At 69.2% G+C, this 12617-nt stretch carries 15 protein-coding genes; 9 read left to right on the forward strand and 6 right to left on the reverse strand.

Going from position 1 to position 12617, the window contains the following annotated elements; translation table 11 throughout:
- The first annotated feature begins 81 nt into the window (after positions 1-81).
- From ACZ6SF_RS04415 to ACZ6SF_RS04425, 3 genes are read left to right on the forward strand one after another with little or no spacing between them, the layout of a single operon-like run.
- A complete protein-coding gene (locus tag ACZ6SF_RS04415) occupies positions 82-780 on the forward strand; it encodes a class I SAM-dependent methyltransferase (protein ID WP_466060558.1) in 699 nt (232 codons plus the stop codon).
- Positions 781-834: 54 nt separating this feature from the next.
- The gene (locus ACZ6SF_RS04420; protein ID WP_466060559.1) at positions 835-1122 is read left to right on the forward strand and encodes an ArsR/SmtB family transcription factor; all 288 of its coding nucleotides are present in this window, start codon (positions 835-837) and stop codon (positions 1120-1122) included.
- Positions 1123-1124: 2 nt separating this feature from the next.
- Positions 1125-1514 carry a VOC family protein gene (locus ACZ6SF_RS04425; protein ID WP_466060560.1) on the forward strand — a complete coding sequence of 130 codons (390 nt, stop codon included), beginning with the start codon at positions 1125-1127 and terminating at the stop codon, positions 1512-1514.
- 70 nt (positions 1515-1584) lie between these two features.
- On the opposite strand, the gene ACZ6SF_RS04430 is transcribed toward ACZ6SF_RS04425, so the two are convergent.
- On the reverse strand, positions 1585-2211 hold the full coding sequence (locus ACZ6SF_RS04430; RefSeq protein ID WP_466060561.1) for a hypothetical protein: 627 nt from the start codon (positions 2209-2211) through the stop codon (positions 1585-1587).
- A gap of 182 nt (positions 2212-2393) precedes the next feature.
- Here ACZ6SF_RS04430 and ACZ6SF_RS04435 point away from each other — a divergent pair, with 182 nt between their 5' ends.
- Entirely contained in the window at positions 2394-2792 is a 399-nt protein-coding gene (locus ACZ6SF_RS04435) for a VOC family protein (protein ID WP_466060562.1), read from the forward strand.
- A 4-nt stretch (positions 2793-2796) separates the two neighbouring features.
- Complete coding sequence (locus ACZ6SF_RS04440; protein WP_466060563.1) at positions 2797-3360, forward strand: PadR family transcriptional regulator; 564 nt, start codon at positions 2797-2799, stop codon at positions 3358-3360.
- 2 nt (positions 3361-3362) lie between these two features.
- Here the strand turns inward: ACZ6SF_RS04440 and ACZ6SF_RS04445 are convergent, their stop codons facing one another.
- Positions 3363-3932, reverse strand: a complete 570-nt coding sequence (locus tag ACZ6SF_RS04445; RefSeq protein ID WP_466060564.1) for a TetR/AcrR family transcriptional regulator — start codon at positions 3930-3932, stop codon at positions 3363-3365.
- A 59-nt stretch (positions 3933-3991) separates the two neighbouring features.
- Between ACZ6SF_RS04445 and ACZ6SF_RS04450 the strand changes: the two genes are divergently transcribed.
- Positions 3992-4732 (forward strand): SDR family oxidoreductase, encoded by a 741-nt coding sequence (locus ACZ6SF_RS04450; RefSeq protein ID WP_466060565.1) that lies wholly within the window; start codon positions 3992-3994, stop codon positions 4730-4732.
- A gap of 8 nt (positions 4733-4740) precedes the next feature.
- Here the strand turns inward: ACZ6SF_RS04450 and ACZ6SF_RS04455 are convergent, their stop codons facing one another.
- Complete coding sequence (locus ACZ6SF_RS04455) at positions 4741-5247, reverse strand: carboxymuconolactone decarboxylase family protein (protein ID WP_466060566.1); 507 nt, start codon at positions 5245-5247, stop codon at positions 4741-4743.
- A 42-nt stretch (positions 5248-5289) separates the two neighbouring features.
- Between ACZ6SF_RS04455 and ACZ6SF_RS04460 the strand changes: the two genes are divergently transcribed.
- Positions 5290-5811, forward strand: coding sequence for a MarR family winged helix-turn-helix transcriptional regulator (locus ACZ6SF_RS04460; protein WP_466060567.1), 522 nt, complete (start codon positions 5290-5292; stop codon positions 5809-5811).
- Positions 5812-5842: 31 nt separating this feature from the next.
- Positions 5843-6937: a DUF4185 domain-containing protein gene (locus ACZ6SF_RS04465; RefSeq protein WP_466060568.1), complete on the forward strand. Its 1095-nt coding sequence runs from the start codon at positions 5843-5845 to the stop codon at positions 6935-6937.
- A 28-nt stretch (positions 6938-6965) separates the two neighbouring features.
- Here ACZ6SF_RS04465 and ACZ6SF_RS04470 read toward each other — a convergent pair whose 3' ends face one another.
- Entirely contained in the window at positions 6966-8555 is a 1590-nt protein-coding gene (locus ACZ6SF_RS04470) for a GMC family oxidoreductase (RefSeq protein ID WP_466060569.1), read from the reverse strand.
- 20 nt (positions 8556-8575) lie between these two features.
- A complete protein-coding gene (locus tag ACZ6SF_RS04475; protein ID WP_466060570.1) occupies positions 8576-10333 on the reverse strand; it encodes an aldehyde dehydrogenase family protein in 1758 nt (585 codons plus the stop codon).
- Between the two features lie 121 nt (positions 10334-10454).
- Between ACZ6SF_RS04475 and ACZ6SF_RS04480 the strand changes: the two genes are divergently transcribed.
- Entirely contained in the window at positions 10455-11678 is a 1224-nt protein-coding gene (locus ACZ6SF_RS04480; RefSeq protein ID WP_466060571.1) for a PucR family transcriptional regulator, read from the forward strand.
- 7 nt (positions 11679-11685) lie between these two features.
- Here ACZ6SF_RS04480 and ACZ6SF_RS04485 read toward each other — a convergent pair whose 3' ends face one another.
- A complete protein-coding gene (locus tag ACZ6SF_RS04485) occupies positions 11686-12615 on the reverse strand; it encodes a LysR family transcriptional regulator (RefSeq protein WP_466060572.1) in 930 nt (309 codons plus the stop codon).
- Positions 12616-12617: the final 2 nt, after the last annotated feature.

Here is a 12617-nt window from a genome sequence, read left to right on the forward strand (position 1 = left end):
CGGCGCCGCCCGGCGCGGGTGCGGCGAGACCGGCCGGGCGGTCACATGTACACGCGGTGCGGGGACTGATAGTCGTGGGGGATGAGCACACCGGATGAATTCGAATTCGAAGCCGTCTATCGCGGTGACGGCCCACTGGGCGCTGGGGTCGCGCCGCCGTGGAGTATCGGGGAACCGCAACCCGAACTCGCCGCGCTGATCGAGCAGGGCCGATTCCACGGTGAGATTCTCGACGCGGGATGCGGTGAGGGGGCCATCTCGCTGTACCTGGCCGAACACGGTTTCACCACCGTGGGGCTCGATCTCGCACCGACCGCCATCGCCTCGGCCCGTGCCGAGGCCGACCGGCGCGGGCTGGGTTCGGCGACGTTCGAGGTCGCCGACATCACCTCGTTCACCGGCTACGACGGCCGGTTCGGCACCATCGTCGACAGCACGCTGTTCCATTCCATTCCGCCGCAGGCCCGCGAGGGTTATCTGCGGTCCATCCGCCGCGCCGCCGCGCCGGGGGCGTCGTACTTCGCCCTGGTCTTCGACCGGGCCGCCCTGCCCGATATCTCCGGGCCGGGTCCCGCGCCGGTCACCGCCGAGGAACTGCGCGCCGCGGTCGCACCGTACTGGGAGATCGACGAGATCGCCCCCGCGCGTATCCACGGCAATATGCTCGACGCGCTCGAGGCTCCCGCGGGTGCCCCCGGCGTGCGGTTCGAGGGCCTGCGGGACGAGTCGGGTGGCCGGAAATCGGTACCGGCCTGGTTGCTGTCGGCGCATCGGGACTGAGCGATCGGCAAGACGGCGTTGACATGCAAGTCATGACTTGCCTATGGTGGCCGAGTGGACAACGGCACCGACTCCGGCGGGGTGTTCAAGGCGCTGGCCGACCCCACGCGCCGGGTGATTCTCGACGAACTGGCCGAGCGTGACGGCCAGACCCTGTTCGAACTGTGCGGCCGGCTCACCATGCGGCATCAGTTGTCGTCCACCAGGCAGGCCATCTCGCAGCATCTGGAGGTGCTGGCCGCCGCGGGCCTGGTGACCGCGACCCGCGAGGGCCGCTACAAGTTCCACCACCTGAATCGAGACCCGTTACGGAATCTCACCGATCGCTGGCTGAAGGAGTAGAGATGCGGATCAATCTGACGAGTGTGTGGGTCGACGATCAGGCCCGGGCACTCGGTTTCTATACCGAGAAACTCGGCTTCGTGAAGAAGACCGACGTTCCGGCCGGCGAATACCGGTGGCTCACCGTCGTATCACCGGAGAATCCGGACGGGGTGGAACTGCTCCTGGAACCCGACGGTCATCCCGCGGCCGCACCGCTGAAGAGCGCGCTGGTGGCGGACGGTATCCCGTTCACCTCCTTCGCGGTCGACGATGTGCACGCGGAGTACGAGCGGCTGCAGGCCGCGGGCGTGCTCTTCACGCAGCCGCCGGTGGATCACGGCCCCGTCACCACCGCTGTTCTCGACGACACCTGCGGCAATCTGATTCAGATCGCCCAGTACAAGGCCTGATTCCCGCCCGGCCGGGTGCGCCGGAGCCGGATGCCCGCGGGATTTCGCGTATCCCGCGGGCCTCGGCGCATCACAGACCCTGGGGGCCCTGCGAACGCAGATCGTCGACCTTGCGCATGGCGCCCCGCAGTTCCTCGAGCCAGGCCTCCGTATGCTGCCCGGCCAGTTTCACCGTCCAGGCCAGCGCGTCGGCGCGTGACCGGGCGACGCCGGCGTCGACGAGGGTGTCGAGCACCTTGCGTTCCGGCTGGCGCAGCCGGGTCATCACCGGTACCGCCAGGTGAGTGAACAGCACCCGCTCACCGTCGACCGAAACGCCCCACGCGACGCTGCGCCCGTAGCGGCGCTGGGCTTCATCGGCGATCTGCATCCGGGCGGGCCGGGTGGACTCCCGGAACCGGGCGATCGCGCCCTCTTTGGTGGCGTCCGGGATCTTGCGCGTCGATCCGGCGTCCGCCTGCTCCGTCTCGGTGTCCGCGGTGGTCTCGTCGCCGGTGGCCGCCTCGGGAGCGGGTAGCGGCAATTCGCCGATCACCACGATTTCGTCGCGATCGATCTCGATAACGGGTGCGCCGGTGAACCATTCGTCCGGGAGCCGCCCCGCGAACCAATCCGGTACATCCGCGGTCTCGGGCAGATCGGCCTGCTGCCACCCGCCCGGTCTGCCGAATCCTCGTCCTCGATGTCCGTGCCTCATGGGACTCACCTTCTCGCCTGGTTGCGATTACTTGATTACAACGTTACGCCGCCGGTCGAGCCTTCGCGTACGCCCTCGGCGAACACCCTTCCGCCACCGCTAGCCAAATTTGGCTAGCGAGGATACGCTGGCAGTACTAGCCAAATTTGGCTAGACTCCGATCGGTTCAACGAGGTGAGGCAATGTCTTCGATTTCTCCGTACGTCATGGTCGACCGCGCGCGCGATTACCGGGCGTTCCTCGAGCGTGCGTTCGAGGCCGAGATCACCGATTTCGTCGTACTGCCGGAAGATCCGGACCGGGTCCTCCACGCGGCGGCCCGTATCGGTGACGGCGTGCTGTTCTTCGCCGACTCCGGGGAGGGCGGGCAGCGCTGTCTGACCTCCCCGGAGGAGCCGGTGCATGTGCAGTTGTGGGCGACCGTGCCCGATGCCGATACCGTCTACGGGCGCGCGATCGACGCGGGCGCCCGGCCCGCCCGGGCGGTCGCCGAACAATCCGACGGCAGCCGGCTCGGCGGATTCGTCGATCCGTTCGGCACGCTCTGGTGGGTGAACACCATCGCGCCCGCGGGGGTCTGATCGGATGTCGGCGGTCCGGCTGCTCGCACTCGGCGCGGTCCGGCGACGCGGGCGCGCGCACGGCTATCAGGTTCGTGCCGATCTCGAGTCCTGGGGTGCTCACGAATGGTCCAATGCCACGTCGGGTTCGGTGTATCACGCGCTGAAATCGGCGGCGGGTCACGGACTGCTCCGGGAGCACGAGACCTCGCCGAGTGCGGCGGGCGGACCGCCGCGCATCGAATACGAACTCACCGACGAAGGGGAGCGGGCCTATGTGGACCTGCTCCGTAACGCGCTGTCCAGCCGCGACCCCCGGATGGACCTACTGGCCGCCGCCGTCGGGTTGATCGAGGATCTGCCCCGGGCCGAAGCGATCGAGCTGCTGCGACGGCGGGCCGCGGCGATGGACGAGTGGGAGGCCGGGATCACCGCGCATCTGCCGCCGGGCGCCGACCTCGAAACCTGGGGCCCGGTCGGCGATGTCATCGGACTGTGGTTGCATACCGCGCGCAGCCGGTCGGAATGGACGCGGGCGCTCCTCGGGCGGGTCGAGAAGGGCGCGTACCGGATGGCGGGGGAACAGTAGGACTACGGGTGCGGGGCGCGGAGACCGTCGACGAGTATCGACAGTAGTCGTGGGCCGCGCGCGTCGAGTTCGGCGTCGTCGAGCCGGGACAGCCAGCTGATGAGCACGATGACGTCGCGGGCCTCGGCATCGGCGCGGACGGTGCCGGCTGCGCGCCCGGCGCCGAGGAGCCGCTCCACCGCCTCACCGATGGGCCCGAGGCTGTGGGCGGCGAGATCGCGCGAGGTCCCGGCCTCGACGGCGGCGAAGATATCGCGTTTGATCCGAGCGTAGCCGGCCACGCGATCGAACCACGCCGCCAATGCCTCCAGTGGTGGATGTGCCGCGAGTAGATCCGGTGCCGAGGCGGCCAGCTCGGCCGCCTCGCGGTGGTAGACCTCGGCGAGGAGGGCTTCGCGGGTCGGGAAATGCCGGTACAGGGTGCCCTGTCCGATCCCGCAGGCCTTGGCGACCGCGTTGAGTTTCAACTCTCCGGGTTCACGCACGAGATCGCGCGCCGCCCGCAGGATTCGCTCGCGGTTTCGCTGCGCGTCCGCACGCTGCGGCTTGCCGCTCTCGACATAAGCGGACATGTGTCCGCTATGCTGGTCGGGGTAACCGGACATCTCTCCACTTTAGACGGAGGACTTCTGTGACGATTCAGGGCAAGGTTGCCGCCATCACCGGTGCCAGTAGCGGAATAGGCGAGGCGACCGCGCGCGAACTCGCCGCACGCGGTGCGGCGGTGGTCCTCGGTGCCCGCCGGACCGACCGGCTCGATCGGCTGGTCGCCGAGATCGAAGCCGCCGGCGGCCGGGCGGCCGCGGTGCGCGTGGACGTCACCGAACCCGCCGACCTCCATGCGCTTGTCGATCTGGCGGTCGCGCGCTTCGGTCGGCTGGACGTCATGGTGGGCAACGCTGGGGTCAGCAGGATCGGTGCGATGTCGGAGTTGGATGTCGTGGGCTGGTCGGCGATGGTCGATGTGAACGTCAAAGGCATCCTGCACGGGATCGCGGCGGCCCTGCCGGTGTTCCGTCGCCAGGGCGGTGGGCATCTGGTCACCGTCGTCTCGACTTCCGGCCTGAAGATCGTCCCCACTCAGGCTGTGTACGCGGGAACGAAGAACGCGGTGCGTACCCTCCTGGAAGGTTTGCGGCAGGAGAGCACCGACGGGGTGCTGCGGACGACGTCGATCTCGCCCGGTTATGTCCGTACCGAACTCATCGACCACGCCGTGGACGATCCGGCCGTTCGCGAGCAGGTGAGGCGGAATATGGCCGATCTCGGCATCGATCCCGCGGCGGTGGCGCGCGCGATCGCCTTCGCGATCGATCAACCCGGCGATGTCGAGATCGGCGATCTGACCATCCGCCCGGCCCGTCAGGGCTGAGCGCGGGTCTATACCGCGCGGACGAGGCGGTTGGCGAGGGTGGACATCGTGTAGGTCCCGATTCCGAAGACGACCTCGAGTGCGTTGCGCCGGGTGTACCCGTGGGACAGGAAGCTTTCGAGGGTCGCGTCATCCACTCCACCGGCGGTGGCGAGGACCGCGAGAGTGAAGGTCCGGATCGCTTCGAGTGCGTCCCCCGGCAGCGGCCGTTGTGCGCGCAGGGCGGTGACGAGGTCGGCCGGTGCGCCGAGGGCGCGGAGCTTGCCGGTGTGCATGGCGACGCAGATATGACACTCGTTGCGCACCGCGACGGTCATGATGACCACCTCCCGGGCCACCGGATCCAGTGTGCAGCCTTCGAAGCTCTTGCTCATGGCCAGGAATCCGTTGAGCAACTCGGGAGATTCCGCCAGGCGCCGCACGGCGTCGGGTGCCGCACCGGACAGGCCGGTGGCGCCCCGGATGGCCGCACGGGATTCGGGCGGTGCGGTGTCGAGGGTATGGACGGTGAACATCTCGCTCCTAGTATGGACAACATGGTTGACGATAGGAATGAAATGGTAAATCAGGTTGACCATTCTGCCAAGGGTCATTCCGCGACCCCGGACCACGACGCACGCGCGGGCTACGAACTCCCGCTGCTGCTCTTCGCCGGTTTCCGGACCCTGATCGACGCGTTACATGCCGAACTGGCGCGGCGGGGTCATCCGGATATGCGCCCGGCGCACGGTTTCGCCATGCAGGCGATCGGTGTCGACGGCGCCTCGGCCAGCGATATCGGGCGCCGGCTCGGTATCTCGAAACAGGCGGCGGGAAAAACCGTCGACCGCCTGGTCGCCCTCGGGTACGCCGAACGGGCCGGCGATCCGGCCGACACCCGGCGCCGGATCGTCCGGCTCACGGCCCGGGGATTCGACGCGCTGGCCCGGTCGGCCGAGGTCTTCGAGGAATTGCGCGCGGGGTGGGCCGCCGTGCTGGGGGAGCCCCGGGTCCGCGCCCTGGAGGACGATCTGCGCACCGTCGCGGCGCCGGTCGCCTACCGTCTGGACGCGGCCGGATGGCTGGGCGGGATGAACTGAGCGTCACGGGGCGGCCGCTACCCTCGGAGTGATGCGGTCAGCCGAATACGCAGCCCGGCAGGGCACCCGACTATGCGACGTACCCGGCGACTCGGCGAGCCGGTGCGGCCTCGGGTCGGGCGACCTGTGCATCCCGTACCACCGTGCGCACGACGGCACCTGGGGTTATGTCTGGGGTGACTGCTGGCGGGGCCACAGTCAGTCCGGGGGCTACCTGGGCTCTCCGTTGATCCTGACGCAGGACGGTTTCGACGCGTCCGGGCGCGGGCCGATCGAATTCACCGGACAGGTTCCCGGCGCCGGCCCGGCGCGGCAGGTGTTCGACTACCGGCATCGCCGGGACAACGGATTCGGTGTCACGGAGGTGTCGCGCATTCCCAACGACGCGATCGAGATCGAGGGCCGGACCTTCGTCCAGTACACCTCGGTGCACCACTGGGTGCCCGACGGTTCCCCGGTCGACGGCTCGGCGTTCTCCGGACTGGCCTATTCCGACGATTTCGGCCTGAGCTGGCGGGACTTCGACCACCACTGGGACGGTCAGGCTCTCGGGCTCGACGGAAATGCCTACGGTATGTGGACCTTCGCGGGTATCGACCCCGACGGCTACCTCTATATCTTCGCCAAGCGCTGGAACGGGAGTCACCACTACCGGGGCGACCACGGCTACATCCAGCTCTTCCGGTACGAGCCCGCGGATTTCGTGCGCGGGAACTTCGCCGCCCAGCAGAACTGGGCGTATGCCGACGGACGCTGGGGCTGGTATCCCACGGACCGGTGCGCGCCGTCCCCGCTCTTCGCGCCCGGACACGACCTCGGCGAACTATCGGTGAAGCGGCTCGGCGCCACCTATGTGATGTCGTATTTCGATTGCACCGCCCCGAGTATCAGGACCCGCACGGCACCGCGGCCCGACGCGCAATGGTCCGATGAGACGATCCAGGTCGTGCACGACGAGACCCGGCCGCCGGCGCATCGGGGAAAGCCCTGCCTGCCCACGCTCTACGGTGGATACATCCACCCGGGTTCGCCGTCGCCGTCGAACCTGACACTGATGATCAGCCGCTGGAACGGGATCGAGGGGTCGCCGTACACGGTGACCCAGTGGAGCGGCCTGTCCGCCTGACCACAGGGCAGGCGGACAGGCCCTCGGCTCAGGACATCAGATCGGCCGCTTTCTCGCCGATCACCACCGCCGGCGCGTGCGTATGGCCGCGGATGATGGCGGGCATCACCGAGGCGTCGGCCACCCGGAGTCCCTCCACCCCGCGAACCTTCAGATCGGGGGCCACCACGCTGTCGGCGTCGCTACCCATCCGGCAGGTGCCGACGGGGTGGTACAGCGTATGGGAATGCCAGGTGAGGGCGTCTTCGAGAGTTTCCTCCAGGGTGGCGAGTTCCCGTTTCGGCTGCAGGAACCCGCCGAGCGCGGAACCGAGCGGACCGGTGCCGGCGATCCGGTGGGCGATACGCAATCCCGCCAGGACAGCCGCCCGGTCGGCGCCCTCGCTGTCGGACAGATAGTTCGGATCCACCAGCGGTGCGGCGTCGGGCGCGGCCGAGGCGAGGGTGACCGTGCCCCGGCTGCGGGGCTTCAGCAGGATCGGGCCGAGGGCGACGGCATGACCGGGGGCGACCCCGATGCCCTCGTCGAAGAACGGGGCGGGCCCGAAGATCAGCTCGAGGTCGGGTAGTTCGAGTTCGGCACGGCTACGCACGAATCCGTAGGCCTCACCGACATTGGACGTGAGCATCCCGCGCCGCCGGATCAGATAGTCGAGGAGCTGGCGGGGCTTCTCGGCGTCGAACAGGGTGCCCGATTCCACCGAGAACCCGATCAGCGATACCAGATGGTCCATGAGGTTGCGCCCGACCTCACGGGAGTGGCGCAGCACCGGAATGCCGTGCGCGCGCAGCTGCTGCTCGTCTCCGATACCGGAGAGCATGAGCAGTTGTGGCGTGTTGACGGCGCCGCCGCAGAGTACGACCTCCTTACGGGCGCGGACGGTGAGTACTCGATCACCCCGGCGGTATTCGACACCCACGGCCCGGGTGCCCTCGAAGATCACCCGTTCGGCCTGCGCGCCGGTGACCACCGTGAGGTTGGACCTGCGCCGGGCCGGTTTCAGATACGCGTCGGCCGAACTCCAGCGGGCGCCACGCTTCTGATTCACCATGGTCTCGCTGAAACCCTCGGGCTGCGCGGTATTGGCGCGAACCCGCTTGTAACCGGCGAGTTCAGCGGCGGCCAGGAAGTCCCGGGTCCACGGGCTGGCGCTGCGCTGCCGGGAAACCCGCAACGGACCGTCGCGGCCCTCGTCGGGTTCGCGCGCACCCTCGACGGATTCGATCTTCTGGAAGTATTCCGCGACGGCGGCGAACGACCAGCCGTCTCCGGCGGACCGGGCCCATTCGTCGTAGTCGGCCGCGAACCCGCGCACCCACATCATCGCGTTCATCGACGACGATCCGCCGAGCAGTTTGCCGCGCGGATACAGGATCCGGCGATTGCCCAGCTCGGGTTGCGGCGTGGTGAGATAGGACCAGTCGCAGTCGCTCTGGAACAGTTTGGAGAACGCGGCCGGGATATGGGCGAAGCGATTCGTATCCTCGGGGCCGGCCTCGAGGGCCAATACCTGGTTCGCCGGCTTCTCGCTCAGCCGGGCGGCGAGAACGGCGCCGGCCGAACCTGTTCCGACGACGATGTAATCGACGGCGGCCGGAGGGTTCTTCTCGGTGGTCATCGGTGTACTCCAGACGAGGTTCAGCCGCGCAGGGCGGAGGCGAAGAGTGCGGGCAGCCGGGTCCAGCTCGGGTCGGCGCCGAAGGCGGCGAGCCGGCGGCCCGTGGTCGCGGCGGTCCGATTGGTGACGAACCAGGGCGGTTTGGGGGTCAGTGCCCATTCGCGGTGCAGTATCGAGCGCGGAGCGGGCCGGAACGGTCCGCGGACCACGGTGCGTTCGACTCCGTCGATCAGCCAGGCGTTGTGGACGATCCCGATACCGCTCTGTACATCGTCGAGGGTGTGGCCGGGGTAGGCGCCCCAGGTCGCGGTGGGGGTCAGGTAGCCGACCGCCGTCCAGGCGTTGACCGCGACGGTGCCGTAGCGCAGGTCCTCGATCAGCGCGTCGAAATCCGCGCCGAGCTCCGCGACGGTGTCCGGGTGCGCGATGATGTTGACCCCGAGGGTGCCGCTGAGCTCGTCGTTGGCGGTCGCGGCGGCGGCCCGGGTGAAGGCGGCGCCGGTGCCGGGTAGTTCGAGCACGCCGAGAACCGGCGCGAAGTATTCGGAGGTGAACAGCGGCTCCTCGGCTGCCGCGTGGAGCCCGGTCACGAGCAGTCGTTCGCCGTGGAGTCCCAGGCGGCGGGCATCGGGGTAGGTGTGGTGCGCGGCCGCGAGCCGGTCGTCGCTGCCGGGGTAATAGGCCCGCCGCCCCGGCGCCCGGTCGACGGCGGCCGCGAGGGCGGCGAGGAACGCGTCCTTCTGCGGCCAGTCGGCGGAGACGATCACCGCTTGCGCCGCCACACAGTTGTAGCCGCCGTTGTGCAGGCGCTGGGTGGCGATGTGCTCGGCCTGGAAGGCCAGATCGGCGCTGCTCCAGGTACCGGGCACCACGATCGTGGGTGATACCCCGCCGAGTTCGCTGCTGATGGGTTTGCCCAGGACCGGTTCCCCGGCGGCCTTGCGCCGGATCGCGTCCTGCCCGGTGCCCCAGACGATCGCGTCGTGGGTGGCCGCACTGCCGGTCATATGGACATGCGCGACCCGTTCGTGGGTGACCAGGCGGCTGCCGACGTCGGGTCCGCCGGTGAGTATCCGCACCGCCCCGAGCTCGATCAGCGGGGCGAAGATCTTCTCGAACACCGGGCGCAGCGGGTCGGTCACCGGGTTGAGTTTGAGCGCGACCACCCGGTTGTGCGCGATCAGCTCGTACACCGTGTCCAGCGGTGCGATCGAGGTGATGTTCCCGGCGCCGAGGACCGCTCCGATGCCACCGGTGCGCTCCGGATCGAGTTGCGCGAGTCCCGCGCCGGCCTTCGCGGCGGCGGAACTGATGCCGCGCCGGAGCCACACCTGTGCGCTGAAGCCGCTCAGCAGCAGCTCGTCGTAGAGCCCGGTGGGCAGCACCTCGACGGTGACCCGGTTTCCGGCGGCGCCGAACTTCGCGCCGGCGATCGGGCTGCGACCCCGCTCCAGCGACTCCAGAGTCCGCGATACCGCGCCCAGCGTCGTCGCCAGCACGTAGGGCCCGGATATCCACTCCTCGCCGACCAGCGGCGACGCGGGGTCGAGGCCTTTGATCCGCGCGGCCGCCTCGACCCATTCCCGGGCATGCCGTCCGGTCAGCGCGCGTATCCGGTCGAACAGGGCGCGTCTGCCGGCCAGCGACAGTCGCGACCATCGCTGCTCGCCCTCGGCGAGTTCGGCCAGGGCGGTATCGAGAACGGAGTGGGCCGCGGGGGCCTGTTCTGTCTGCACGGGGGCGCTCCGGAGGTGCGGGGGTGGGTGTCTGGACCCCATGAGTGTGACTGTGCTCACGACCCACCGAAATGTGTCCTCGTTGCGACTTCCGGCACCGCATTTATGCACGAGCACAATGGCGCTGTGTTCCAGGCCACGATCGGTGGTTACACTGCCCGGTATGAGCGCGCCGCTTCCCGTGACCCCTACCCTGCCGGAATCGTCTCTGGCCGCCGGGCTGGAAGCGGCGGTCGAGGCGATGGCCGAGACCCTGGTCGACCGGATCGCGACCGGCGACCCGGCCTACGCGCGGGCGGGCCTGCTCACCGAGGAGCAGCTGTACACGACCTGTCGCGAGAATCTGACCGCGATCATCGGCGCGCTGTCGGGAACCCGGCCGCTGCGGTTGCGGTCGGCACGGGCCGCCGGGCGGTTGAAGGCGGAGCAGGGCATACCGGTCGCCGCCCTGCTCCACGCCTACCGGCTGGGCGGCCGCCTGATCTGGGAGGAACTGACCGCGCGGTCCGCCGGGCCGGGCGATCCGCGCCTGCACGATCTCGCGACCCGGCTGTGGGAACTGATCGACCTGTACTCCGATGCGGCCGTCGAGTCGTACCGCGATACCGAGGTCCTGCTCGCCCACTCCGACGCCCAGGTACAGGGCAGGCTCATCCGGACCCTGTTCGACGACCATTCCGGAAACCCCGCCCGGGTGCTCGAGGCCCTCCGGATCCTGGGCTTCCCGGAACGCGGGACCTTCGCCGTCGTCACGATCGATACCGAACCCACCGCGCCGCTGCCGCGGCAGCTCACCGCGGCATTGAAGGATCTGGGGATCCATTCGGTCTGGGACGCCCAGATCGATGCGCATATCGGTCTGTTGTCCGCGGTGTCGGAGGCGGTTCTCGAGCGGGGCACGGCGATCCTGGGCGGGTATGTGGCTGCCCGGATCGGTATCAGCACCGCCTTCGCGACCCCGTACTCCCTCATGGCGGCGCTGACCGAAGCGCGGCTGGCGTCACGTTCGGCGCGCCCGGGCACGACCGCGACGATCCGTTACGGCGCGCAGCCGGTGGCCCATCTACTCGTCGCCGTTCCCGACGCGGGATTGCGGGCCGCCGGGCAGATCCTCGGACCGCTGCTGCGGCTGCCGGAGGTGGAGCGCCGTGACCTGCTCGATTCGCTGGACGCCTGGTACCGGTGTGCCGGCTCTGCCGCCGCGGTCGCCGATATGCTGCACTGCCACCGCAATACGGTGCGCTATCGGTTGCGCAAGATCCGCGATCTCACCGGCCGCGATACCACCGACCCCCGCCAGTCCGCGGAGCTGTACCTCGCGCTGGAAGCGCTCACCCTGCTGGAGCGCACCGGTGCGGGCGGTGGCGACGCCGCGCCGGTCGGATGAGATCACCTCAGAGCCGGGAATCGTCCGATCCGGCCGGAACTCGCGCGGGGCCGGGACGCTCGCCGAGCAGTGCCGCGAGTTTCGTCAACTGCGCGGGGCGGTGGGCCGAACGCCAGATCAGTGCCAGCCGCGATTCCTCGTCGAACCCCGTGACCCGGACGTAGCGCAGGTCCGAGCGCTGGTTCCGTTCGGCCACCGGAAGGCAGGTGAGCAGCGCGTACCGCCCCGTCGCGGCGAGGGTCATCCCCTCCTGGAGGGTGCTCACCCCGATCGAGCCGGCGATCGGCCTGCCCAGCGGTGTGAAACGCGGGAAGTGCACGTCGCGCCAGTACCCGGGCGCGGGTCCGTCCGCCGAGACCAGATCCACGCCGGCCAGCGCTTCGGCATCGACGCGTTCCAGCTGTGCCAGCGGATGGTCGTTGCCCACGGCCAGCATCCGCGGAACGGGCGCGAACGCGAACCCGACCGAGAGCCCGGGCTCCCGCACCGGTAGCAACGCCACGGCGGCGTCCACCCCGCCGTCCAGGAGAGCCCCGAAGGGGTCACCGAGCGGGAGCTCTCGCAACGACAGTGTGATCTCGGGATTCTCCCGGGCGAACTGGTTGAGGGTCCAGGTGATCGTCTCGTAGGCGATGCCCTGGAATCCGATCCGGATCGGTGTGCCCCCTCCGGCCTCGCGTCGCGCGCTGTCGACCAGCCGGATCAGCTGGGTGTACACGGGACGTACCCGCTCGACGAATTCCGCGCCTCGGTCAGTGAGTGCCACCCGGCGGCTGGTGCGCTCCACCAGCGGCGTGCCGATCGAGCGTTCCAGCGCGGCGACGAGCTGGCTGACCCGGCTCTGCGATAAACGCAGCCGTTGCGCCGTGCGGCCGAAATGCAGTTCCTCGGCCAGTACCAGCAGACATTCCAGCTCGCGGACGGGTAGGTCCGGCATCG

This window comes from Nocardia sp. NPDC049935 (genome assembly GCF_055586645.1).

Bases quoted from the DNA above. Each gene is read 5' to 3' on its own strand.
- ACZ6SF_RS04475 (WP_466060570.1), bottom strand. From the start codon at position 10,333: ATGGGGTCCAGACACCCACCCCCGCACCTCCGGAGCGCCCCCGTGCAG.
- ACZ6SF_RS04435 (WP_466060562.1), top strand. From the start codon at position 2,394: ATGTCTTCGATTTCTCCGTACGTCATGGTCGACCGCGCGCGCGATTAC.
- ACZ6SF_RS04415 (WP_466060558.1), top strand. From the start codon at position 82: ATGAGCACACCGGATGAATTCGAATTCGAAGCCGTCTATCGCGGTGAC.
- ACZ6SF_RS04430 (WP_466060561.1), bottom strand. From the start codon at position 2,211: ATGAGGCACGGACATCGAGGACGAGGATTCGGCAGACCGGGCGGGTGG.
- ACZ6SF_RS04440 (WP_466060563.1), top strand. From the start codon at position 2,797: ATGTCGGCGGTCCGGCTGCTCGCACTCGGCGCGGTCCGGCGACGCGGG.
- ACZ6SF_RS04470 (WP_466060569.1), bottom strand. From the start codon at position 8,555: ATGACCACCGAGAAGAACCCTCCGGCCGCCGTCGATTACATCGTCGTC.
- ACZ6SF_RS04425 (WP_466060560.1), top strand. From the start codon at position 1,125: ATGCGGATCAATCTGACGAGTGTGTGGGTCGACGATCAGGCCCGGGCA.
- ACZ6SF_RS04455 (WP_466060566.1), bottom strand. From the start codon at position 5,247: ATGTTCACCGTCCATACCCTCGACACCGCACCGCCCGAATCCCGTGCG.
- ACZ6SF_RS04480 (WP_466060571.1), top strand. From the start codon at position 10,455: ATGAGCGCGCCGCTTCCCGTGACCCCTACCCTGCCGGAATCGTCTCTG.
- ACZ6SF_RS04485 (WP_466060572.1), bottom strand. From the start codon at position 12,615: ATGCCGGACCTACCCGTCCGCGAGCTGGAATGTCTGCTGGTACTGGCC.
- ACZ6SF_RS04465 (WP_466060568.1), top strand. From the start codon at position 5,843: ATGCGGTCAGCCGAATACGCAGCCCGGCAGGGCACCCGACTATGCGAC.
- ACZ6SF_RS04460 (WP_466060567.1), top strand. From the start codon at position 5,290: ATGGTAAATCAGGTTGACCATTCTGCCAAGGGTCATTCCGCGACCCCG.
- ACZ6SF_RS04445 (WP_466060564.1), bottom strand. From the start codon at position 3,932: ATGTCCGCTTATGTCGAGAGCGGCAAGCCGCAGCGTGCGGACGCGCAG.